Annotated in this window: 18 protein-coding genes and 2 tRNA genes; 13 read left to right on the top strand and 7 right to left on the bottom strand. The window is 26.1% G+C overall.

Annotated features, from left to right (window positions below):
- The first annotated feature begins 8 nt into the window (after nt 1-8).
- From H0H38_RS01465 to H0H38_RS01430, 8 genes are all read left to right on the top strand, one after another.
- Nucleotides 9-1154 carry an aspartate aminotransferase family protein gene (locus H0H38_RS01465; protein WP_185872548.1) on the top strand — a complete coding sequence of 382 codons (1146 nt, stop codon included), beginning with the start codon at nt 9-11 and terminating at the stop codon, nt 1152-1154.
- A complete protein-coding gene (carA, locus tag H0H38_RS01460; protein ID WP_185873011.1) occupies nt 1154-2296 on the top strand; it encodes a glutamine-hydrolyzing carbamoyl-phosphate synthase small subunit in 1143 nt (380 codons plus the stop codon). The genes H0H38_RS01465 and carA overlap by 1 nt, the downstream gene beginning before the upstream one ends.
- On the top strand, nt 2293-5550 hold the full coding sequence (carB, locus tag H0H38_RS01455; protein WP_185872547.1) for a carbamoyl-phosphate synthase (glutamine-hydrolyzing) large subunit: 3258 nt from the start codon (nt 2293-2295) through the stop codon (nt 5548-5550). The genes carA and carB overlap by 4 nt, the downstream gene beginning before the upstream one ends.
- A 3-nt stretch (nt 5551-5553) precedes the next feature.
- Nucleotides 5554-6522 (top strand): Rossmann-fold NAD(P)-binding domain-containing protein, encoded by a 969-nt coding sequence (locus tag H0H38_RS01450; protein ID WP_185872546.1) that lies wholly within the window; start codon nt 5554-5556, stop codon nt 6520-6522.
- Entirely contained in the window at nt 6519-7304 is a 786-nt protein-coding gene (gene argB, locus H0H38_RS01445; protein WP_185872545.1) for an acetylglutamate kinase, read from the top strand. Before H0H38_RS01450 ends, argB begins: the two co-directional genes overlap by 4 nt.
- Nucleotides 7295-8386 carry a M20/M25/M40 family metallo-hydrolase gene (locus H0H38_RS01440; protein ID WP_185872544.1) on the top strand — a complete coding sequence of 364 codons (1092 nt, stop codon included), beginning with the start codon at nt 7295-7297 and terminating at the stop codon, nt 8384-8386. Before argB ends, H0H38_RS01440 begins: the two co-directional genes overlap by 10 nt.
- Before the next feature lie 49 nt (nt 8387-8435).
- The gene (gene trxA / locus H0H38_RS01435) at nt 8436-8759 is read left to right on the top strand and encodes a thioredoxin (RefSeq protein ID WP_185872543.1); all 324 of its coding nucleotides are present in this window, start codon (nt 8436-8438) and stop codon (nt 8757-8759) included.
- Nucleotides 8760-8804: 45 nt separating this feature from the next.
- Nucleotides 8805-8878 (top strand) — tRNA-Asp (locus H0H38_RS01430).
- A 24-nt stretch (nt 8879-8902) separates the two neighbouring features.
- On the opposite strand, the gene H0H38_RS01425 is transcribed toward H0H38_RS01430, so the two are convergent.
- A complete protein-coding gene (locus H0H38_RS01425; protein WP_185872542.1) occupies nt 8903-10774 on the bottom strand; it encodes a DNA translocase FtsK 4TM domain-containing protein in 1872 nt (623 codons plus the stop codon).
- Between the two features lie 139 nt (nt 10775-10913).
- Here H0H38_RS01425 and H0H38_RS02845 point away from each other — a divergent pair, with 139 nt between their 5' ends.
- Together H0H38_RS02845 and H0H38_RS01420 are read left to right on the top strand one after the other, a co-directional pair.
- Nucleotides 10914-11066 carry a nicotinate-nicotinamide nucleotide adenylyltransferase gene (locus tag H0H38_RS02845; RefSeq protein WP_394798859.1) on the top strand — a complete coding sequence of 51 codons (153 nt, stop codon included), beginning with the start codon at nt 10914-10916 and terminating at the stop codon, nt 11064-11066.
- A gap of 14 nt (nt 11067-11080) precedes the next feature.
- On the top strand, nt 11081-11494 hold the full coding sequence (locus H0H38_RS01420) for a nicotinate-nicotinamide nucleotide adenylyltransferase (protein WP_394798858.1): 414 nt from the start codon (nt 11081-11083) through the stop codon (nt 11492-11494).
- Nucleotides 11495-11496: 2 nt separating this feature from the next.
- Here the strand turns inward: H0H38_RS01420 and H0H38_RS01415 are convergent, their stop codons facing one another.
- Nucleotides 11497-12396, bottom strand: a complete 900-nt coding sequence (locus tag H0H38_RS01415) for a 5'-3' exonuclease (protein ID WP_185872541.1) — start codon at nt 12394-12396, stop codon at nt 11497-11499.
- A gap of 106 nt (nt 12397-12502) precedes the next feature.
- Between H0H38_RS01415 and metG the strand changes: the two genes are divergently transcribed.
- Complete coding sequence (gene metG / locus H0H38_RS01410) at nt 12503-14170, top strand: methionine--tRNA ligase (protein WP_185872540.1); 1668 nt, start codon at nt 12503-12505, stop codon at nt 14168-14170.
- 43 nt (nt 14171-14213) lie between these two features.
- On the opposite strand, the gene H0H38_RS01405 is transcribed toward metG, so the two are convergent.
- The 5 genes from H0H38_RS01405 to H0H38_RS01385 form a co-directional block, all read right to left on the bottom strand.
- A tRNA-Ser gene (locus tag H0H38_RS01405) sits at nt 14214-14302 on the bottom strand.
- A 43-nt stretch (nt 14303-14345) separates the two neighbouring features.
- The gene (lysA, locus tag H0H38_RS01400) at nt 14346-15584 is read right to left on the bottom strand and encodes a diaminopimelate decarboxylase (RefSeq protein ID WP_238785386.1); all 1239 of its coding nucleotides are present in this window, start codon (nt 15582-15584) and stop codon (nt 14346-14348) included.
- Between the two features lie 57 nt (nt 15585-15641).
- Entirely contained in the window at nt 15642-18044 is a 2403-nt protein-coding gene (gene lon, locus H0H38_RS01395; RefSeq protein WP_185872539.1) for an endopeptidase La, read from the bottom strand.
- Between the two features lie 99 nt (nt 18045-18143).
- Nucleotides 18144-20168 (bottom strand): NAD-dependent DNA ligase LigA, encoded by a 2025-nt coding sequence (ligA, locus tag H0H38_RS01390; protein ID WP_185872538.1) that lies wholly within the window; start codon nt 20166-20168, stop codon nt 18144-18146.
- A gap of 14 nt (nt 20169-20182) precedes the next feature.
- Nucleotides 20183-21070 (bottom strand): N5-glutamine methyltransferase family protein, encoded by an 888-nt coding sequence (locus H0H38_RS01385; protein WP_185872537.1) that lies wholly within the window; start codon nt 21068-21070, stop codon nt 20183-20185.
- A 37-nt stretch (nt 21071-21107) separates the two neighbouring features.
- On the opposite strand from H0H38_RS01385, the gene mnmE reads away from it, so the two are divergent.
- A complete protein-coding gene (gene mnmE, locus H0H38_RS01380) occupies nt 21108-22511 on the top strand; it encodes a tRNA uridine-5-carboxymethylaminomethyl(34) synthesis GTPase MnmE (protein WP_185872536.1) in 1404 nt (467 codons plus the stop codon).
- Nucleotides 22512-22553: 42 nt separating this feature from the next.
- Complete coding sequence (gltX, locus tag H0H38_RS01375) at nt 22554-24098, top strand: glutamate--tRNA ligase (RefSeq protein WP_238785385.1); 1545 nt, start codon at nt 22554-22556, stop codon at nt 24096-24098.
- Nucleotides 24099-24140 lie beyond the last annotated feature (42 nt).

Below are 24140 nucleotides of genomic sequence, written 5' to 3'. Positions count from 1 at the left end.
AAAGAATAATGAAATTATTTGATGTTTATTCTATTATAAATGTAGAACTGCAACATAGTAAAGGAGTTTATGTTTTTGATAAACAAAATAATATGTATTTAGATTTTTATGGAGGACATGCAGTTATATCTATTGGGCACTCACATCCAAATTATCTTAAATCTTTAACAAATCAAATTAATAATAAAATATCCTATTATTCAAATAGTGTTATTATTCATCAACAACAAAAATTAGCTAATTTACTTGGCAATCTTTCAGGATATGAAGATTATTCATTATTTATTTGTAATTCTGGAACTGAATCTAATGAAAATGCATTGAAAATTGCTTCTTTTCATACAGGTAAAAAAAAAGTGATTGCTTTTAAAGGAGCTTTTCATGGAAGAACTAGTGGAAGTGTATCAGTTACGGATAATTATAAATTAGTATCTCCGTTCAACACTCAACATAATATCACTTTTATAAAGTACAAAGATCTTGATGTTTTGGAAAAACAATTACAACATGAAAATGTTTGTGCTGTAATTACGGAAGGAATACAAGGTATTTCTGGTATTATTGATCCTGGATCAAATTTTTTTTGTCAAGCAACTAAAATATGCAAAAAATATGATGCAGTGTTTATTGTTGACGAGGTGCAAAGTGGATATGGAAGAACGGGTTTATTTTTTGCTCATCAATTTTATTCTATAAAACCAGATTTAATAACTATTGCTAAAGGAATGGGTAATGGATTCCCTATAGGAGCTGTATTAATTCATCCTAAATTTAAACCTTATCATGGAATGTTGGGAACTACCTTTGGTGGTAGCCATTTAGCTTGTACTGCAGGAATTTCTGTATTAGAGATCATTAAAAATGAAAATTTAATTGAAAATGCAAAAATAATGGGTGAATTATTGTTGAAAAAATTACATATAATATCTTCAATAAAAAAAATCAGAGGAAGGGGATTGATGATGGGCTTAGAATTTGATTTTCCTGTTGATGATTTAAAAAATGTTCTAATATTTAAAGAAAAAGTTTTTGTTGGTGTCTCCAGTAATCCTTATGTTTTGCGATTGCTACCTCCATTGAGTATTAAAGAATGTCATGTTGATTTGTTTGTTAACAAGTTAAAAAACGCATTATCATTTTTAGGAAAAACATGATGAAAGATAATAGTAGTAATAAAAAGGCAATGTTAATATTAGAAGATGGTACAAAGTATAAAGCGTTTCATTTCGGAGCATCAGTTTCTTCTTCTGGAGAAATAGTTTTTAACACTGCAATGACAGGTTATCCAGAAAGTTTAACAGATCCTTCTTACAAAGGCCAAATTCTAACTTATACTTATCCTATGATTGGAAATTATGGAGTACCAATTGATTTGAACAATACTGATGATACTACTACTAAAAAAGAAGGATATATTTGTCCATTTTATGAATCAGATAAAATTCAAGTATCAGGATTAATAATTTCTTATTATTCTAATAGGCCATTCCATTGGAATATGACATATACTTTATCAGATTGGTTAGAATATAATGGTATACCTGGATTATATAACATAGATACAAGATCACTTGCTAAAAAATTAAGAAAAAAAGGTGGATCTATGTTGGGAAAAATTTTAATGGAAAAAGAAAATATTCCTTTTTATGATCCTAATAAAGAAAATTTAGCAAAACAAGTTTCTATTTGTAAAAAAGTTATATATGGAAAAGGTAAATATAAAATACTGATTGTAGATTTCGGGTTAAAGAATAATATTTTACGTTGTTTATTAGCAAGAAATTGTACAATTATAAGAGTTCCATGGAATTATGATTTTACAAAAGAAGAATATGATGGATTAGTACTTTCTAATGGTCCTGGAAATCCAAAACTTTATAAAGTTCCTATCTACTATATACGTAAGGTCATGAAAATAGATAAACCAATATTTGGTATTTGTTTAGGGCATCAATTGTTGGGAATAGCAGCTGGAGGAAAAACTTATAAATTGGAATATGCACATAGAGGAGTTAATCAACCAGTAGTATTGATCAATACTAGACAACATTTTATTACATCACAAAATCATAGTTTTGGATTAGATTATACCTCATTACTTTCTATAGAATGGAAAGTGTTTTTTAAAAATTTGAATGATAATACTTGTGAAGGAATTATCCATAATAGTAAACCGTTTTTTTCTGTGCAATTTCATCCAGAAGCATCTTGTGGACCTATGGATACTGAATTTTTATTTGATATTTTTATGAAATATGTGATTAGAAGATATAATAAACAATCTTCACAAGAATGAAAATAGATAAAGTTATTATCCTAGGATCAGGTGCCTTAAAAATAGGGGAAGCAGGTGAATTTGATTATTCTGGAACACAAGCATTGAAAGCTCTTAAAGAAGAAGGAGTTTATACTATATTGATTAACCCTAATATTGCTACTGTTCAAACTTCAAATGAAATCGTAGATAAGGTTTATTTTTTACCTCTTACCTCGTTTTTTATCAAAAAGGTTATTGAAAAGGAAAATCCGCAAGGAATTTTGCTATCTTTTGGCGGACAAACAGCATTGAATTGTGGTATACAACTTTTCAAAGAAAAAGTGTTTGAAAAGTATAATATTAAAGTTTTGGGAACCTCAATTGAATCTATTATTCAAAGTGAAGATAGAGATATATTTCGAAAAAGGTTACAAAAAATGAAAATAAAAACTGTAAAAAGTTTTGTTGTTCATTCTATAGAAAATGCAATAGATTATTCTTCACACATAGGATTTCCTATTCTAATACGATCTGCTTATACACTTGGTGGATTAGGCAGTGGTTTTGCAAAAGATATTAATGATTTAAAAAAAATAGTCAATCAAGCTTTTTCCTATTCTTCTCAAGTTGTTATAGAAGAATATTTAAATGGGTGGAAAGAAATTGAATATGAAATCGTTAGAGATAAGTATGATAATTGTATTTCAGTATGTAATATGGAGAATCTTGATCCTATAGGTATTCATACTGGTGAAAGTATTGTTGTAGCTCCTACCCAAACTTTAACCAATTATGAGTATTTTAATTTAAGGAAACTTTCTTTTGAAATTGCTAGAAATTTTGATATAGTTGGAGAGTGTAATGTACAATTTGCATTAGATTCTAAATCAAATAATTATAGAGTAATTGAAATGAATGCTCGACTTTCTCGTTCAAGTGCTTTAGCTTCTAAAGCAACTGGTTATCCATTAGCATTTGTTTCTGCAAAATTAGCGATTGGATTTGGATTACATGAATTAAAAAATTCGATAAATAAAACGACTACTGCATTTTTTGAACCATCATTAGATTATGTTGTTTGCAAAATACCTAGATGGGATTTAAAAAAATTTTATGGAGTTTCTAATCAAATTGGAAGCAGTATGAAAAGTGTAGGAGAAGTAATGGCTATAGGTGGATCTTTTGAAGAAGCTTTGCAAAAAGGAATTCGTATGTTAGACATTGGATTATTAGGTTTTATCAATGTGAACACTAATACCACTACCAAAAAAATAGGATCTGTGAATTTGCTTCAGGAAACTATCAAAAAACCTACAGATCAAAGAATCTCTTTATTAGAAGAAGCTTTAGAAAAAGGTATTTCGATTAAAAAAATACATCATTTAACAAAAATAGATCCTTGGTTTTTATATCAAATGGAGAATATGTTGAAAACCAAAAAAAAGATTTCGTCTTATGATCATTGGAGCAAAATACCGAATACGTTATTCCATCAAGCTAAAAAAGAAGGATTTTCTGATTTACAGATAGCAAGTTTGTTAAAATGTACTCATCATAAAAAATATGATAAAAAACATGTTTATCATTTAGAACAAGAAATAAGAAAATATAGAAAAGAAAAAGATATAGTTCCATATGTTAGACAAATAGATACTTTATCATCTGAATATCCTGCTCAAACAAACTATTTGTATATGACCTATCACGCGATTCAACATGACGTTTCTTATGAAAAAGATAGTGTAAAATCAATTATTATATTAGGATCTGGAGTATATAGAATTGGAAGCAGTGTAGAATTTGATTGGTGTTGTGTTAGTTCCTTACAAACACTTAATAAAGAAGGTTATAAATCTATAATAATTAATTATAATCCTGAAACAGTAAGTACCGATTTTGATGTTTGTACAAGATTATATTTTGAAGAACTTACTTTAGAAAGAGTTTTAGATATTATTGATTTAGAAGATCCAAAAGGAACAATAGTTTCTATGGGAGGGCAAATTCCTAATAATTTAGTTTTGAAGCTTTATGAAAATAAAGTAAAAATTTTAGGGACATCTCCTATTTCCATAGATAAAGTAGAAAATAGATACAAATTTTCTAATATTATGGACTTGTTGGAGATAAAACAACCTAAATGGAAAGAATTATTTAATATTGATCATCTTTATCAATTTATCGAAGAAGTAGATTATCCTATTTTAGTTAGACCATCTTATGTTCTTTCAGGAGCTAATATGAACATAATTTCTAATCATGAAGAACTTAAACATTATCTTTTGAATAATAAAATTTCTATTTCTAAAGATAAACCATTAGTAATTACAGAATTTATTCAAAATGCAAAAGAAATTGAATTAGATGCAGTTTCTCAAACTGGAGAAATTTTATATTATGCAATATCAGAACATGTAGAATTTGCTGGAGTACATTCCGGAGATGCAACATTAGTCTATCCACCACATAATTTGTATTTATCTACATTAAGAGAAATAGTTATAATATCTAAAAAAATATCTAAACATTTTAATATATCTGGGCCTTTCAATATTCAATTTTTATCTAAAAACAATGAATTAAAAGTAATTGAATGTAATTTAAGAGCTTCTAGAAGTTTTCCATTTGTATCCAAAGTTTCTAATTTCAATATGATTGAATTATCTACTCAAGTTCTTATTGGAAAAAATAAAGAAAAAATAGAAAATAATTTTTTGACTATGAATTTTATAGGAGTGAAAGCTTCTCAATTTTCTTTTTCTAGATTGCAATACGCAGATCCTGTTTTAGGAGTAGATATGTCTTCTACAGGAGAAGTAGGATGTTTAGGAATCACTTTTGATGAGGCACTATTAAAATCTATGCTTTCTGTTGGGTATACTATTCCTAAAAAAAATATACTTATATCCGGAGGACCCATGATATCTAAATTGGATCTTTTAGAAGTTTTAAAATTATTGCATAAAAAAGGATATGTATTATTTGCAACAGAAGGAACTAATCATTTTTTATCTGATTATGGAGTTCCGTCTGTAAGGGTTCATTGGGGAAATATTGATAAATATCCAAACGTGATCGATTTTATTAAAAATAGAAAATTTGATTTAATTATTAATATTCCAAAAAATTTAAGTAAATCAGAATTAGATAACGATTATGCGATCAGACGTTATGCTGTAGATTTTAATATCCCTCTGATAACTAATGCTAGATTAGCAAAAGTTTTTATACAGGCTTTTTGCAAGTTATCTATGAATAATTTATTAATTACATCTTGGAATGAATATAAATAATTTATGAAAAATTTTTTCAGTATAGAAGATATCGATGATTTATATGCAATTATAAAAACTTCTATAGAATTAAAAAATCATCCATATGATTTTCAAAATTGTGGTAAAAATAAAACCATTGGATTAATATTTTTTAATCAAAGTCTAAGAACTAGGCTCAGTTGCCAAAAAGCCGCTTTTAATTTAGGATGTAATATTTGGAGTTTAGATGTGAATAGAGATTCTTGGAAATTAGAACTACATGATGGCACTGTGATGAAACATACTCAAGAACATATTAAAGAAGCAATATCGGTAATGAGTTTATATTGTGATATTCTAGCAATCAGAACTTTTCCTAATCTTTTAGATAGAGATTATGATTACGAAGAAGTATTTTTTAATAAAATTTTGTCTTATTCTAAAGTTCCAGTCGTAAATTTGGAAAGTGCGACTATGCATCCTTTACAGTCATTAGCAGATGCTATGACAATTGCCGAATTTTTTCCTTTTTTGTCAAAAAAAAAAAAAAAACGATGCAAAGTAGTATTAAGTTGGGCTCCACATGTAAAAGCATTACCACATTCTGTAGCCAATTCTTTTGTTCAATGTCTATCTAGAATAGAAGAAATTGATTTAACTATTACTTGTCCTAAAGAATACGATTTGTATGAAAAATTTTCTAAAGGAATTTATACTACATATGATCAACATCAAGCATTTTTCAACGCCGATTTTATATATGCAAAAAATTGGAGTAGTTATAGACATTATGGAAAAATACTACATACAAGTGATGATTGGATGATTACCAAAAAAAAGATGGAATTAACTAATAAAGCTAAATTTATGCACTGTCTACCCGTAAGGAGAAATATAGTGGTAGAAGATTCAGTTTTAAATAGTCCTCAATCTATTGTATTGCAACAAGCAGAAAATAGAATTTTTTCTACCCAAATGATTTTTTTGAAATTATTAGAATTTTTATCATGAAAATACATATAGTAAAAATTGGTGGAAACTTAATAAATAACCATGACTCTCTTTATTCTGCTTTATATGCTTTTTTGAAAATACCAGATAAAAAGGTTCTAGTTCATGGAGGTGGAAGTTTGGCAAATAATATTTGCAATAAAATGGGAGTTCATCCAACCTTTGTACAAGGAAGAAGAGTTACAAATAAAGAAATACTTGATATTGTTGTGATGACGTATGCCGGGCTAGTCAATAAAAAGATTGTTTCTAAATTGCAGTATTATGGTTGTAATGCATTGGGTTTATGTGGGGCAGATCTTAATTGTATTAAGTCAAATTTGCGTGTTAAAAGAACCAATGAAGTGGATTATGGATATGTTGGAGATTTGAATAGTCAAAGTGTAAATTCTAGTGTAATGATATTTATGTTGAGACATGATATTGTACCTGTAGTATGTCCTATTACTCATAATGGAATAGGAAATCTTTTAAATACCAATGCAGATACTATAGCTTCATCAATAGCAATTTCATTAAAAAAATTATATGAAACAGAATTACACTTTTGTTTCGATAAAAAAGGTGTATTAAGTAATTTACAAGATTCAGAATCTTTTTTTCCAAAAATAGATTTACGTTTATTTCAATCTCTAAAAAGAAATAAAACCGTAATAAATGGTATGATTCCAAAATTAGAAAATGCATTTTTTGCTCTCAAAAATGGAGTATCTAAGGTATACATAGGACATCCTGATTATTTAAATGATGATATAAAGAATAAGACCATTTTATGTCTATAGTGAATTTAAAAAGATTAAAAGAAGAGGCAATACAACTACTGATAAAAATTATAAATACTCCATCAATATCCAAACAAGAACAAGAAGTATCTTTGTTAATAGAAGATTATCTTTCTAAATATGGATTTAATATAAACAGAAAATTTAATAACATATGGACTGAAAATAATAATTATATAAAAAATCAAAACACTCCTACCATTTTATTGAACTCTCATCATGATACTGTGCATCCTGGAACAAATTGGGATACTGATCCTTATACGGCTATTATAAAAAAAAATAACAAATTAATAGGATTAGGTAGCAATGATGCAGGTGCTTCTGTAGTAGCGTTAATTTCTGCTTTTATTTATTTGAGTAGTTTATCTATTATATTGCCTTATAAATTAATTCTTTCTATTACAGCAGAAGAAGAAATTTCTGGTAATGAAGGTGTTAAATCTATTTTATCTGAATTAGGGAAAATAGACGTAGGAATAATAGGAGAACCAACAAATATGCAAGTTGCTATTGCAGAAAAGGGATTAATCGTATTAGATTGCTTAGCAATAGGAAAAAGTGCTCATTCTGCTTCATCACCTCATTCAGGAATTAATGCTATTTATATAGCAACAAAAGATATTGAATATTTGAAAAATATTCGTTTTACTAGAGAATCCAAATTACTAGGTAAAACAACATTAACGGTCACTCAAATCAAGGGGGGGATACAGCATAATATGATTCCAGATTGTTGTTCTTTTGTTTTAGATATTAGAACTAATGAATTATATGATAAAGAGGAATTAATTTCGATTATTAAAAATAATATATCTTCAAAAATACAAATACGTTCTTCAACGTATAATTTTTCTTTTATTGATCAAAACCATCCAATTGTATTACAATCTAAAAAATTAAATCTTAAACTATATGGATCTCCTACTTTGTCTGATCAAAGTAATATGTCTTTTGCAACTATCAAAATTGGGGTAGGAGATAGTGTTCGTTCTCATACTCCCAATGAGTATATTTATATTTCAGAAATAATAAATGGTATAGATATTTACATACGTTTGTTAAAAGACTTTCAATTGTAACACAAAAACGGTAAATTTGTTATTTTGAATTATTATTAAATAAGTATGTATGATACAAGAGATAAATGATGAAAGCTTTGAAAAAGTTATTATATCAGCGAATAAACCTATTGTAGTAGATTTTTGGGCTCCATGGTGTGCTCCATGTAGAACTTTGTCTTCTATCTTGGAAGATGTATCTAATGAATACAAAGACAAGGTGTTAGTTGTCAAAATAAATGTGGATAAGAATCCAAAAATTTCTTCTAGATATGGAATACGAAGTATTCCTACTATTTTGTTCTTTAAAAACAGAGAAAAAATAGATATGCATATTGGAGTTGCTACTAAAGAGGAAATAAGAAAAAAATTGGATGTTTTAATTATTTCATAATCAATTTAATTTGATTGATTAATATTTTTTCAAAACAATTGTTTCGGTCTGGTAGTTCAGTTGGTTAGAATACATGCCTGTCACGCATGGGGTCGCGGGTTCAAGTCCCGTCCAGACCGCATTTTATTATTAACAATTTTTAATTATATATCTGGATTTGGCAAGAAAAAATTTTCTTGTATGCTTGTTGTTTCATCATAAAAATCGACTATTTGTTGAATTTCTGATATATTGACAAAAGGACATTGTATTCTTACTAATTCTTGTTTGTTAGAAAATAAAAGATCTCCTTGTCCAACTAATTTTTCTGCTCCATTACAGTCTAATATAGTTCTAGAATCTATCTTTGAACTAACTCTAAATGCTATTCTAGCTGTAAAATTAGATTTGATTAATCCTGTAATAACATCTACTGATGGACGTTGTGTTGCAATAATCAAGTGAATTCCAACCGCACGAGCTAACTGTGTTAAACGGGTAATGTATATTTCTATTTCTTTTCGTTTAAAAGAAAGACTCAAATCTGCAAATTCATCAATAATTAGTATGATATAAGGTAAAGGTAATTTTTTATTTTGATTATATTCTTGAATATTTCTTACATTATATTTTTCCATAAGAAAATATCTATTATCCATTTCTTTGCATAAAGAATTTAATGCTTTTGTTGCTATTGTTATGTCTGTAATTATAGGTGTTCTAGTTGTTGTATAATTTGGAATAAAAGCAAAATAAGATTTTGAAATTTTATTGTAAATAGATAATTCTACTTTTTTTGGATCAATGAAAACAAATTTGATATATTTCGGTGATTTATGATATAATAAAAAAATAATCATAATGTTAATTCCAACGGATTTTCCTTGGCCTGTTGATCCTGCTATAAGTAAATGAGGCATTTTTGCTAAATCAATCATGAAGATTTCATTGAATACAGTTTTTCCTAATGGAATAGGTAGTTCCTTATTCTTACTTTTTTCAAACATTTCTTTAGAATACATGATATTTGTCATATAAACGATGGTGCGTATATTATTTGGAATTTCTATTCCAATTGATCCTCTTCCAGGAAGTGGACCTAGTATTCTTATTCCTATAGCAGATACGCTTAAAGCAATTTCGTTTTCTAAACTTTTTATTGTGGAAACACGAACTCCAACCTTAGGAAATAGTTCATATAAAGTAATAGTAGGACCTATAGTTATTTTTATGTTTTCTATTTCTATTTTATAGTATTTAAAAATTGTAATAAGTTTTTCCTTATTCTTTTCTGTTGATTTTTTATTTTTTATGAAAGAATCATCATATTTTGCTGATTGTGAAAATATAATAGGATGATGTTTTATGTTATAATTAGAAATTATGATCTTTTTTTTTGGATTTTTTTTTAAGTTTTCCAAAAATTTATTATATTTTTCATAATATATTTTTTTTTGTGGGGTAATTTCTGCAATTAATCTAATTGTATTCCTTGGAGAATGAAGACGGAATACCAGTATAATGTATAGTATAAATACTATAGATAAAAGTATTCCTAATCCCACTTTTCCAAAAAAGCTTATCAAAATGGTACTAATTTCAAATCCTAAAATTCCACTTAATAATCCATATTTAGGAATAATCAAAGAACAAGTAATTGGTATACATATACTTAAAAAAAAAATGTTTAATTTTATTAAATGATACTGTTTTATGAAAATTCGTTTTGTTTCAAAAAGTATTATTATACTTTTAAAAAAACACAATATAGGAAAGAAAAAAGAACTAATTCCTATTCCACAGTGTATAAAAAAATGAGCTAAAAAAGCACCCACTTTTCCAAGTAAATTTTCTACAATAATTTCTTGATTAAATATTTTATCTAATTGACTTTGATCTTCTTTCCAATGAAAAAAAAAAGATAAAAAACTTAAAAATAAGAAAATGCTATTTCCAAGAAATAATAATCCAATAATATAAGAAATAAAATGTTTTTTATTTGTTTGATGATTTTTTTTTGAAAAATGATTGTGCATCATATTATTTTAATTACAATTTTTTTATATTAAATAAACGAATAAAAATGTATTATAAAATTGCTTTGCAAAAGTACTAATCATTCATGTATTTTTTTAAATAAAAACATAATAAATAAAATAACTGTTGTAAATAATAATGAAGAAAATAGGACTTTATTTTGGATCATTTAATCCTATTCATGTAGGACATATTATTTTAGCAAATTATATAGTAGAATTTATAGATATAGATAATATTTGGTTTGTAGTTTCTCCAGAAAATCCATTAAAAAAAAAAGTAATCTTATAGATTATCATCATAGGATGAATATGGTACGTTTAGCTACTTCAAAGTATAAAAAAATGATTTGCTCAAATATAGAATCAGGATTAATACCATCTTATACTATTAATACACTCAATATGATTGAGTACAAATATCCTGAAAATAAATTCTTTATTATTATGGGTATGGATACTTTTTCTACCTTAAATAATTGGAAAGATTATAATATTATTATAAATAAATATGATATTTTAGTATATCCTCGTTTTGGAAAATTTTTAAATCCTTTTTTGGAATATAAATATAAAAAGAAAATATGTTTCCTTGAAGGCCCAATTATTGATATATCTTCTTCTTACATTCGTAAATATATTAGATACGGAAAAAACATTAAACCATTACTTCCACCAGAAATATGTAAATATATGAAAAAACATAAATTATATCAATAATTTTATGTTTTGTTTATAAAATATTGATAAGCAGGTTTTAACAATTTTTTAAATTCAAGAAATAAAAATATCTTTTTTATTGCATCCCAATTTGGTTTTTGTACATAAAAATTTTCTTCTTTAAAAGATATATATGGAATATCTGTCACTATAGTGGCCAATTTTTTCGATAATAACCCTAACTCTTTATTCAGTTCAAGATTTTTTTTAATCTTACCTGGAGGTAAATCATTAATGGAATTTAAAAAATTTTCAATATTATCATATTGTTTAATGAATTTTTTAGCATGTTTTTTTCCTATTCCTGGTAATCCGGGAATATTATCAGAAGAATCGCCCATCATTCCCAATAAATCTATTACTTGTTTAGTATTTTTTATGCAAAATTTTTCTAAAACTTCATTTACTCCTAATATTGTTTTAGGTTGACCCTTAAAAGGTATTCTATAAATTTTTATATTCTTTGTAACAAGTTGAAAAAAATCTTTATCCAAAGAAACTATATAAACTATATATCCTTTTTGCTCTGCTTGTTTTGCAATGGTTCCAATGAAATCATCTGCTTCATATCCATGTTTTGCGTCTAAAAAATAAATATTAAAAGATTTTAAAATTTCTTTAATATATGGAAGACCAATCAAAATTTCTTTTGGAGTTTTTTTTCTATTATTTTTGTATTTATTATATTCTTTGTTTCTAAAAGTTTGTTGATAAGTATCAAAAACAACAGACATATAGGAAGGTTTCTCTTCATTTAATGTTTTAATCAATAAATATGTAAAATATAGAATACTAGATGTATTTAATCCTTTAGACGTGAAAAAAGGTTTTTTTATATTTGCATAATATCCTCGATAAATAATTGTATATGCATCTACTAAAAATAATTTTTTATTATTCATAATGCAAATTAAATGGATTGTATTATATTTAAGTATTAATTAATAATCAATAATTTTTTTATTATTATAATATCATTGATTATCATTTTTTGATAATGAAAGATAGATGAAACCATTAAACAAATATATAGTTACAGCAGCTTTTCCATATTCTAATGGTCCTATTCATATAGGACACTTAGCAGGCGTTTATGTTCCAGCAGATATTTTTGTTCGTTGTCTGAAAAGAAAAAATAACAAAATTAAAGTTATTTTTATATGTGGAGCAGATGAACATGGAGTTCCTATTACTATGCAAGCTAAAAAAGAAAACAAAATTCCAAAAGAAATAGTAAATAAATACTATTTAATGATGAAAAATTGTTTTCATCATTTTGGAATACGATTTGATAATTTTTCTAGAACTTCTGCAAAAATTCATCATAAATTGGCTATATCTTTTTTTAAAGAATTTAGTAATAAAAATATACTTTTTGAACAGGTATCTGAACAATATTATGATTCAGTAGCACAACAATTTTTACCAGATAGATATTTGTCTGGAACATGTCCTCTTTGTAAAAGTTCTATAGCATATGGAGATCAATGTGAAAATTGTGGATCTACATTAAGTAGTGAAGAATTAATAAATCCTATATCTACTATAAATGGTAGTATACCGATTTTAAAAAAAACAAAACATTGGTATTTGCCTTTGAATAAATATCAGAAATTTTTAGAAAAATGGATTTTAAAAGAGCATAAAAATGATTGGAAAGTAAATGTTTATGGACAAGCAAAATCATGGTTACATCAAGGATTAACCCCTAGAGCTATTACAAGAGATTTGAATTGGGGAATTCCGATCCCAAAGTATTCTGGAAAAGTTTTATATGTATGGTTTGAAGCAGTATTAGGATATATTTCTTCTACCATAGAATGGGCACAACGTAATCGACAGGACTGGAAATCTTATTGGAAAGATGATAAAACTAAACTGATTCAGTTTATAGGAAAAGATAATATTGTATTTCATTGCATAATTTTTCCAATAATACTTAAAGCTTATAACAAAGGTTATATTTTGCCTTATCAAGTTGTAGCTAATGAATTTATGAACTTAGATAAAAAGAAAATTTCTACTTCTAAAGGTTGGGGTATATGGATTCATGAGTATTTGAAAGAATTTCCAAATCAACAGGATACACTACGATATGTTCTTATATCTAAGATGCCAGAAAATAAAGATAGTAATTTTAATTGGAAAGATTTTCAAACAAAAAATAATATGGAATTAGTAGCAATATTAGGAAACTTTGTCCATCGTAGTATTACTCTAATTCAAAAATATAGTAATGGAATTGTGCCAACTCCTGGTTGTTTATCTTGTTTTGACAAAAAAATATTAAAAACAATTCAACAATATCCAAAAAATATTAGTCAACTGATAGAAACCTTTAAATTTAGGGATGCTCTAGGATGTTTTATGGATTTAGCAAGAATTGGAAACAAATATTTAACAAAGGAAGCTCCATGGAAAAATACAAAAAGATTAAATAGTATTCTTTATATAGATATGCAAATTTTAGGAATGTTATCACAATTATCAGAACCTTTTCTTCCATATACATCAGAAAAATTATTTAAAATCATGCGTTTAAAATCTTGTTTGTGGAATCAAATACAAGAAGAAATTGTATCACCAGGACATAGATTAGGAAAACCTTTGATATTATTTCAAAAGATAACAAATGATTGTGTGAAAAAACAATTAAAAAAATTAAATAATATATAAGCATAGATAGTAAGTAGAAAAATGCTTATTTCAGTAATAAAAGCGGAGAGAGAGGGATTCGAACCCCCGGAGGGAACAACTTCCCTCAACGGTTTTCAAGACCGTCGCAATTAACCGCTCTGCCATCTCTCCACCTAATACAACAATAATTAACATTAATAATTAGAATGAATAATTAGAATGGTATTTCTATAATATTTTTTAAAATATCTTTCATAGTTTCTCTTTTCCTTATCAAAAAATCTTTTCCATTTAATATCATTACTTCAGATGGTCTATAACGAGAATTATAATTAGAAGCCATAGAGAAACAATATGCTCCTGCGTTTTTAATACATAAAACATCTCCTTCACGAATTTCTGCAATTTTACGATTTAATCCAAAGGTATCAGACTCACAAATATATCCTACAACTGTATAAAAACGAAAACGACCATTAGGATTAGAAATATTTTCAATTTTATGATAAGCTTCATAAAACATGGGACGAATGAAATGATTAAATCCTGAATCTACACCTGCAAATACGGTAGAAGTTGTTTGTTTAATAACATTTACATGAACTAAAAAATATCCTGATTCACTAACTAAAAATTTACCAGGTTCCAATATTAAAGTCAATTTTTTTCCATAAGATTTACAAAAATTTTGAAATTTTTCTACAATTGATTTACTTAAAATGGATAGATCCGTTTTTTGATCATTTTGTTTATATGGGACTTTAAACCCGCTTCCAAAATCAATATAATCAAGATTTGGAATATCTATAGCAGTTTGATATAATACTTGTGATCCCTGTAAAAAATATTTAATATCGGAAATATCAGATCCTGTATGCATGTGTATTCCCTCAATTTTCAATCCTGTATTTGTTAATATTCTTTTCATATGAGGTATTTGATATAAAGAAATTCCAAATTTTGAATCTATGTGGCCTACTGATATTTTTGTATTGCCCCCTGCCATGATATGCGGATTTATTCTGATTCCTACTGGATAATCTGGATGAGCTCCACCAAATTGTTCCAAAATAGATAAATTGTCTATGTTGATTCTAACACCTAATATTACCGCTTGTTTGATTTCTTCCAAAGAAACACAATTAGGTGTGAATATAATTTTTTTTGGATAAAATCCAGCTTTTAGTCCCAATTTGACTTCTTGAATAGATACGGTATCTAATCCACTTCCCAAGTTTTTCAAAAATTTTAATACATTTAAATTAGTATTTGCTTTACATGCATAATAAACTTGAAACGTATCAAGTTCATTAAATGCTTGTATCATTTTTATGTATTGGTTTTTAATAATTTCAAAATCATATATATAAAGTGGAGTTCCGTATTTTTTTCCTAGTTGTATGAGATATTCTCTATGAATTCTTTTTGTATCATTGTTAGATTTTAACATCATACGATACGTTCTATAATCAACCTTTATCTTTATTATTATTATTTTGTTTTATACTATTTATAGTAGAGATAATTGAATAACATCATTCATTTCTCTAACATAATCAAAGGTAAGTCCTTTTAGATGTTCTTGTTTTATTTCTTGTACATCTTTCTTATTTTCTTGTGAAAGAATGATTTCTTTAATGTTAGCTCTTTTAGCTGCAAGAATTTTTTCCTTGATTCCTCCAACAGGAAGGACCTTTCCTCTTAATGTTATTTCTCCAGTCATAGCTAAATTCGGTTTTAACTTTCTTTTTGTATAAATGGATACTAAAGATGTTAACATGGTAATTCCAGCAGATGGACCATCTTTTGGAACAGCTCCTTCAGGAACATGTAGATGAACATTGTTTTCTTCAAACATTTTAGGATCTATATGAAATTTATCATAATTAGCTTTAATATACTGTAATGCAATCGTAGCAGATTCTTTCATAACTTCTCCTAAATTTCCGGTAATATTTAAATGTCCTTTTCCTTTTGATAAACTAGATTCAATATATAAAATGTCTCCTCCAAAGTTAGTCCAAGCTAATCCTATGACTACTCCTGGAACATCATTTTTTTCATAACGTTCTGGGTCATTTGGAATCCCTAAAATTTGTTCTATTTTTTCAATACTTAAACGTTTGATATATTTTTTATTCATAGCAATATGTTTAGCAGCATAACGAGCTAATTTTGCTATTTGTTTTTCTAATGTTCTTAAACCAGATTCTCTAGTATAACTTTCAATTACTTTTTCAATTTGCTTGGTTCCAAGTATAATATCTGATTTTTTTAATCCATTTTCTTTTAATTGTTTAGGTAAAATATATTTTTGTACAATAGGTGTTTTTTCTTCAATTGTATATCCATTCATTTCAATAATTTCCATTCTATCTATCAATGCTGGTTGTATATTAGAAAGTGAATTTGCTGTAGCAATAAACAAGACTTTGGATAAATCATATCCCATTTCAAGAAAATTATCATAAAAAGAAGTATTTTGTTCAGGATCTAAAACTTCTAACATAGCTGAAGAAGGATCTCCATTGGTGCCTAATCCCATTTTATCAATTTCGTCAATAACAAAAACTGGGTTAGAAGTTCCTACTTTTCGTATAGACTGTAATAGTCTACCTGGCATAGCCCCGATATAAGTTCTTCTATGTCCGCGTATTTCAGATTCATCGTGTAAGCCTCCTAAAGAAACACGTACATATTTTCTTTTCATTGCCGTTGCTATAGATTTACCTAATGATGTCTTTCCTACACCAGGTGGGCCATAAAAACATAAAATAGGAGAACGCATATCACCTCTTAATTTCAATACTGCTAAATATTCTATAATTCTTTCTTTCACCTTTTCTAGACCATAATGATCTCTATCTAATATTTTTTTGGCAAAATCTAAATCAAAACTATCTTTTGAATATCTACTCCATGGTAGATCAATCATTAGTTCCAAATAATTTCGTTGAACAGTATATTCTGGCATTTGAGGATTTGTTCTTTGCATTTTTAGAAGTTCTCTATCAAATTGTTTTTTAGCTTCTTTTGGCCATTTTTTTCTAGATGCTTTTGCACGCATTTCATCAATTTCTTTTTCATAAGAAATATCTCCTAGTTCTTCTTGAATGGCTTTTATTTGTTGATGCAAAAAGTATTCTCTTTGTTGCTGATCCATATCACTTCGAACTCTAGATTGAATGTCATTTTTTAGTTTTAATTGTTGATGCTCAACATTCAAAAACCGCAATGTTTCCATTGCTCTTTTTTTTAAATCATTGTATTCTAACAATTTTTGTTTATCTCTAGTAGCTAAATTCATATTAGCTGCTACAAAATTTATTAAAAAAGAAGGACTTTCTATATTGCGAATTGCAATACTAGCTTCCGAAGGAATATTTGGATTATCTTGAATAATTTTTATGGCTATTTCTTTGATAGATTCAACCAAAGCTAGATACTCTTTATCCTTACAAGAAGGTTTTTTTTCTTCTAATGCTATAATCTCTGCTTTAAAATATGGATCATTTTGAATAAAACGATTTACTTTAAATCTTCTTTTTCCTTGCAGAATTACCGTAGTATTTCCGTCAGGCATTTTTAATAATTTTAGTATTTTAGCTACAGTCCCTATAGAGTATAGATCCTTTTCGCTCAAATTATCTATGACAGAATTTTTTTGAGTTAATACTCCAACGGTTTTATTACATCCATAAGCATCTTGTAATAATTGTATAGACCCACTTTTTCCTGCTATGATTGGAAAAACTATTCCAGTATATAAAACCATATTTCTCACTGTCAATATGCATAATTGTTCAGGTATATCATCTTTAAGAAGCTGATCTTCTTCATCTTGACTCATTAAAGGTATAAATTCAGCTTCAGATTCAAATCCAGATTCGGTAAATATATTTTTTAGTAACATACTAAAATAGATTTCTTATTCTTACTTAAATGATGATGATGCATAAGAATCAACAGGACTAAATATACTGTTTTCTATATGAAAAAAAAAACGATTAGTTTATTGTTCTTTTTTTTTCTTTTCGATTAGTTTTTCAAAATAATCTTCATTTATAATTTCAATATTTTGTTTGTTTATACATTTTGCTACTTTTGACCCAAAATTTTTTCCAATAACTAGAAAATTTACTTTATTATTTATAGTATTAAAAACTTTGCCTCCTAAATGTTCTACTACATGTTTTGCTTGATTACGAGTCATTTTTGATAATTTTCCTGTAAATAAAAAAGATTTTCCATTTAGAGGTAAATATGTTTTTTGAAAATGTTTTGATGAAACAGATAATCCTTTTTCCATTATTATTTGAACTAAAAATTGATTTTTATGAATTGAAAAATAATTGAGTATGCTATTAGCAATTTTGTTTCCTATTCCTGGAATAGATATCAAATGATTGTAATCCGCATTGATTATGGAATTAATATGACTAAAATGTTCAGTTAATTTTTCAGACACATATTCTCCCACATGGGGAATACCAAGAGAATATAATACTCTTTTAAAAGATGAATAGTAAATTGATTTATTGATGTTTTTGATAATTTTATGAGCTGATATGTTATTTACTCCATTAATTTTAATAATTTTTTTTTCATTTAAGTTATATAAATCGGTTATTTCACATAACAATCCTTTTTTGTATAATTTTTGAATCATTGATTTTCCAATTCCTTTGATATTCATTCCATGTTCGCTAACAAAGTGTTGTATTTTTCTTTGTTTTTGACTTGGACAAGTTAGACTATTAGGACAATAATACAAATCTTTCTTTTTGATTAAGACACTTTGACATGATGGACATTTTTTAGGAAAACATATAGGATTTGTTTTAATTAATCGTTTTTTTATATTAATTTTTTTTAATATTGGTATAATTCCACCTCCTTTTTCTAAAAAAAATGAATCTCCATTATGAATTTGCATGTTTTGTATAAAACGATCATTATAAAGACCTACTTTTTTTATTATTGTTCCAGAAATTTTAACTGGATATACGTTAGCAATAGGAGTAATAATTCCAGTACGTCCTACTTGAAAAGTAATATTCAATAAATTAGTTTCAGATAATTTGTTAGGTTGGAATTTATAAGCAATTGCCCATTTAGGATATTTATTAGTATATCCAATAATATATTGATTTTTATATTCATTGATTTTGATAACAATTCCATCAGTATAATAAGGTAATATATGATTTTTATTATTCCAATAGTCTATGAAATGTAAAATTTCTTCTATTGTATTGCAACAACAAATAAGTTTTGGAACATGAAATCCCCATAATTTTAAATATTTAAAAGATTGATATTGTGTATTAAACGGTAATTTGTGTCCTATAACGTAATATGGTATAAAAGATAAATTTCTGTCAGCAACTACTTGTGTATCTTTAATTTGTAGTGTTCCACTAGCTGTATTTCTTTGATTAGAATAAGGGCGTAACCCTTGTTTAATTCTTTTTGCATTGATTTCTGAAAACATTTTTTTTGAAAAAAAAATTTCTCCACGTATTTCAATATATTTAGGATAATTGGCCCCTTTTAACTTGAATGGTATAGATTTGATAGTTCGTACATTTTCTATAACGTTTTCTCCTTGTTTTCCATCTCCACGAGTTAAAGCATGAGATAAAAATCCATTTTGATAAATTAAATTAATAGAAACACCATCGTATTTTAGTTCACAAACTAAAGAAAAAGAATCAGAAATAATTTTTTTTATGCGTTGTATCCAAATCAAAAATTCTTTTTTTGAATAAGTATTTTTAAGAGAATACATTCTATACTTGTGATGAAAAGTAGAAATATAGGAAGTTAATTTATTACCTACTGTTAAAGTAGGAGATTTTATGTCAAATAATTCTGGGTAATCTCTTTCTAAAAAAGATAATTTTTTTAATTTTTGATCAAATTCTTCATCAGATATTTTTGATTGATTTAATACATAATATTGATAATTATACATTGATAATTCTTTTCTGAGTTTCAATATTTTTTGTCTAATTTTATGATAATTATTATTCATAATAATAGATATATTTATATAATAATGATCCGAATCATTCTTAATAATCCATGACAATCTTTTCTAATTTCAATATTGTAAATTCCTTGTATGTTCATAAAATTAATAAGATTTGCTAAATCAATTGATGAATTAATTTCAAAGTATAAATATACTTTATTATAAAATTTTTTTTTAATCCAAAGAATTATTGTTTTATAAAATATAAATGGATCTTCATCCGGAACGAATAATGCCTGAAAAGGTTCATATTGAACAATATTGGGATGGAGATATTTTTTTTCAGAAAATTTTATATAAGGTGGATTACTAACAACAATATTAACCTTGTGTTTATTAGAAACATAAGTATCAATTAAATCTTTTAAAAGATCTATTTTTCTGAAAATGATTTTTTCGTTATGCATGTAGGAATTGTGTTTAGCAATAAAAATAACTTTATAAGACAAATCGAAAGCATGAACTATACATTTAAAAAATTTTTTTAATGTAATTGCGATACATCCACTTCCTGTTCCTAAATCAAATATTTGTATATTTTTATCATCATTACTATAATAGTAGTGATGATCCTGGATAATCCAATATACAAGTTCTTCTGTTTCTGGTCTTGGAATAAAGACATTTTCATTGACAAAAAATTTCATTCCAAAAAAATATGAATTACTAATAACATATTGAATAGGTCTATTATTTTTTAATTCCCATAATTTTCTAATTAGTTTGTGGTATATAACATTGTCTATTTCTTCTTTGTGATATAATTTTAACATAATAGAAATTTTATCACATTGAAATACATGAGTGGTTAACAAAAAAAAAATATTTTCTAATTCTCTATATTCTGAATATCTTGAATGAAGAGTTTTACAAAACAACTGATAATATTTATCTATATTCATACATAAATAAAAAATAAAATACGGATTTTTATTAAAAATGTTATTTAATGATGATACTATTATTGCGTTAGCTACACCACCAATGGGGTACAGTGCAATTTCTGTGATTCGTTTATCTGGAAAACAATCAATATCTACAGTGGATAGTCTTTTTATTTCTGCTAAACATGGAAAAAAACTGAAAGATCAGTCAACACATACAATTCATTTAGGATATATTTCAGATAAAAAAAATCAAGAATTAATAGATCAAGTATTGATATCAATATTTAGAGAACCTTGTTCTTACACAGGAGAAAATATGATTGAAATATCTTGTCATGGATCTCAATATATTCAAGAATATATAATCAAGTTATTTTTACAACAAGGACAAGGTATTAGATTAGCTAAACCTGGAGAATTTACATTTCGTGCTTTTTTAAATAAAAAAATAGATTTATCACAAGCAGAAGCAATTTCTGATATTATTTGTTCTGAAAATAAAACGAATCATGAAATATCTTTGCAACAGATAAAAGGAACATTGAAAAAATCGATTAAATCGTTAAGAAAAAAGTTATTGAATTTTTCTTCTTTGTTAGAATTAGAATTAGATTTTCCTGAAGAAAATATTCCTTATTTAAAAAAATCAGCACTTTTATCTATTTTAAAAGATTTACAAGTGTCTTTAATCAATTTAATTGAATCTTTTTCGCTAGGAAATTCTATAAAAACAGGAATTGTTGTAGTCATTATTGGAAATACTAATGTAGGAAAATCCACATTATTTAATAAAATTTTACAAGAAAATCGTTCTATTGTATCACATGTTTCTGGTACTACTAGAGATTGTTTAGAAGGTAATGTTATTTTGAAAGGTATTCCCTTTCGTTTTGTGGACACAGCAGGAATTCGTAAAACAACAAATCCAATAGAATTATTAGGAATTAATAAAACTATAAAAAGCATAAAGGATGCACATGTAATTTTATATCTTTTTGAGGCAGATGATGGAATAGAAAAACAAAAACAAATTATTAAAAACATTAAAACTTTAAATGAAAAATATCCAATGAAAAAAATTTTTGCTATTGCAAATAAATCAGATATATCTTCTTTTCAAGATTTTTGTAATTTACATTCATCAGTTATAATATTTAATATATCATCTAAAAATAATCAAGGAATAAATAAATTGTTAGATGTATTAAGTAAATTTTTTTTGGATCAATTTGCGAAAAAAAGAATTATTGTAACAAACAATAGACATTATGAAGCGTTGAAAAAAACATTAGAAGAGATTTCAATGGCTTATAATGCGTTAAATAATAATATTTCAATAGATTTAATTTCTATACATATAAGAGAATCTTTTCGTTTTTTAGGAGAAATTACCGGAGAAATTACCAATGAAGAAGTTTTGAGCAATATTTTTTCTAAATTTTGTATTGGAAAATGATATAATGATATATAGATATATAAATTATAAATATTAATACTTGTGTTAGATATAGTAGATAGAAGAGTAGTAGTTAGAGTACGTTTTGCTCCTAGTCCTACTGGTCCTTTACATTTAGGAGGACTTAGAACAGCATTATATAATTATCTTTTTGCTAAGAAACATAGAGGAAAATTTATTCTTAGAATAGAAGATACTGATAGACAAAGATTGGTTCCTAATTCTGAATCTTATATTTTAGAGGCATTGAAATGGTGTAAAATAGAGCCTGATGAGGGAGTAGGATATGGTGGCCCTTATTTTCCTTATTATCAATCTAAACGTTTAGATATTTATCGTTTTTATCTGAACAAATTATTAGATAAAGATAATGCATATTATGCTTTTGATACAGATAAAGAACTAAATGAAAAAAGAAAAGAATATAATAATCTTGGATTAAATTTTTCTTATAATTATAGTATTAGAATGAATTTAAATAATTCATTGTCTATGAATAAACAAGAATTAAAAATCAAAATTAATTCTGGTATCCCTTATGTGATTCGATTCAAAATACAACCAGGTAAAATATTAAAAATATATGATTTGATTCGTGGCAATATAGAAATAAATACCGATGAGTTAGATGATAAAATTTTATTAAAATCTAATGGTTATCCTACTTATCATTTGGCCAGTACAATTGATGATTTTTTAATGAAAATTACTCATGTTATTAGAGGAGAGGAGTGGTTGCCCTCTATGCCATTTCACTTGTTATTATATAGAGCATTTGGATGGAACAATCCTAAATTTGCACATTTACCTTTGATATTAAACAATAATGGAATAGGCAAAATAAGTAAAAGAAACATGAGTTTAGATTGTCCAATTTATCCTTTGCAATGGAAAAAAGATAATACTACAACAATCAAAGGGTATCGAGAATTAGGATTTTTTCCAGAAACTATTGTAAATATGTTAGCTTTATTGGGATGGAATCCTGTAGGGGGGGTAGGGAAAAAAGAAATTTTTTCAAAAAAAGAATTAATTCATTTATTTTCTTTAAAACAAATATCAAAATCAGGAATTGTTTTCAATTTTAAAAAGTTACAATGGTTGAATAAACAATATTTAAAAAAAACAAAAAATATAGATAATATTATCATTTTATTTCTTCAAAATGAACTGAAAAAGCGTTCAATACAATATAATAATAGAACTTATCTTTTAAAAATTATACATCTTGTCATTGATAGACTTTATTTTATTCATGATATATGGGAACACACTTTTTACTTTTTTGTGGATCCATATTCATATGAATCTGATTTTTTAAAAAAAATTTGTAATGTACCAAATTTAGATTTGTTAGAAGATTTAAAAAAATCATTATACAATATTTCTTTGTTTAATTTGGAAAATTTGAAAAATATTTTTGATGAAAAAACAAAAGTAAAACGTAAAATTATGGAATTACTTCGTTTTGCTTTAGTAGGAAAACTAAAAGGTGTGAATCTTTTAATTATTTTAGAAATGTTAGGACAAGCATCTTGCATACGAAGGATAAATAAATTAATCAAACAAATTATGGAAAAAATTTGATATTTTTTTTGACAATAAAGCATAAAAATATAGATTTATGTT

The sequence above is a fragment of the Blattabacterium cuenoti genome, assembly GCF_014252355.1.
Taxonomy (GTDB): domain Bacteria; phylum Bacteroidota; class Bacteroidia; order Flavobacteriales; family Blattabacteriaceae; genus Blattabacterium; species Blattabacterium cuenoti_AD.
Note: the sequence above shows the minus strand (reverse complement) of the source record. Positions and strands in the feature narration are given on the sequence as shown.

What these genes read in the sequence shown, in the direction of transcription:
- lysA (WP_238785386.1), bottom strand. Translation starts at nt 15,584, where the DNA reads ATGATGTTAAAATCTAACAATGATACAAAAAGAATTCATAGAGAATAT.
- H0H38_RS02845 (WP_394798859.1), top strand. Translation starts at nt 10,914, where the DNA reads ATGAAGAAAATAGGACTTTATTTTGGATCATTTAATCCTATTCATGTA.
- carB (WP_185872547.1), top strand. Translation starts at nt 2,293, where the DNA reads ATGAAAATAGATAAAGTTATTATCCTAGGATCAGGTGCCTTAAAAATA.
- H0H38_RS01420 (WP_394798858.1), top strand. Translation starts at nt 11,081, where the DNA reads ATGAATATGGTACGTTTAGCTACTTCAAAGTATAAAAAAATGATTTGC.
- H0H38_RS01450 (WP_185872546.1), top strand. Translation starts at nt 5,554, where the DNA reads ATGAAAAATTTTTTCAGTATAGAAGATATCGATGATTTATATGCAATT.
- mnmE (WP_185872536.1), top strand. Translation starts at nt 21,108, where the DNA reads ATGTTATTTAATGATGATACTATTATTGCGTTAGCTACACCACCAATG.
- lon (WP_185872539.1), bottom strand. Translation starts at nt 18,044, where the DNA reads ATGTTACTAAAAAATATATTTACCGAATCTGGATTTGAATCTGAAGCT.
- H0H38_RS01415 (WP_185872541.1), bottom strand. Translation starts at nt 12,396, where the DNA reads ATGAATAATAAAAAATTATTTTTAGTAGATGCATATACAATTATTTAT.
- H0H38_RS01465 (WP_185872548.1), top strand. Translation starts at nt 9, where the DNA reads ATGAAATTATTTGATGTTTATTCTATTATAAATGTAGAACTGCAACAT.
- ligA (WP_185872538.1), bottom strand. Translation starts at nt 20,168, where the DNA reads ATGAATAATAATTATCATAAAATTAGACAAAAAATATTGAAACTCAGA.
- H0H38_RS01425 (WP_185872542.1), bottom strand. Translation starts at nt 10,774, where the DNA reads ATGCACAATCATTTTTCAAAAAAAAATCATCAAACAAATAAAAAACAT.
- H0H38_RS01440 (WP_185872544.1), top strand. Translation starts at nt 7,295, where the DNA reads ATGTCTATAGTGAATTTAAAAAGATTAAAAGAAGAGGCAATACAACTA.
- metG (WP_185872540.1), top strand. Translation starts at nt 12,503, where the DNA reads ATGAAACCATTAAACAAATATATAGTTACAGCAGCTTTTCCATATTCT.
- carA (WP_185873011.1), top strand. Translation starts at nt 1,154, where the DNA reads ATGAAAGATAATAGTAGTAATAAAAAGGCAATGTTAATATTAGAAGAT.
- argB (WP_185872545.1), top strand. Translation starts at nt 6,519, where the DNA reads ATGAAAATACATATAGTAAAAATTGGTGGAAACTTAATAAATAACCAT.
- H0H38_RS01385 (WP_185872537.1), bottom strand. Translation starts at nt 21,070, where the DNA reads ATGAATATAGATAAATATTATCAGTTGTTTTGTAAAACTCTTCATTCA.
- trxA (WP_185872543.1), top strand. Translation starts at nt 8,436, where the DNA reads ATGATACAAGAGATAAATGATGAAAGCTTTGAAAAAGTTATTATATCA.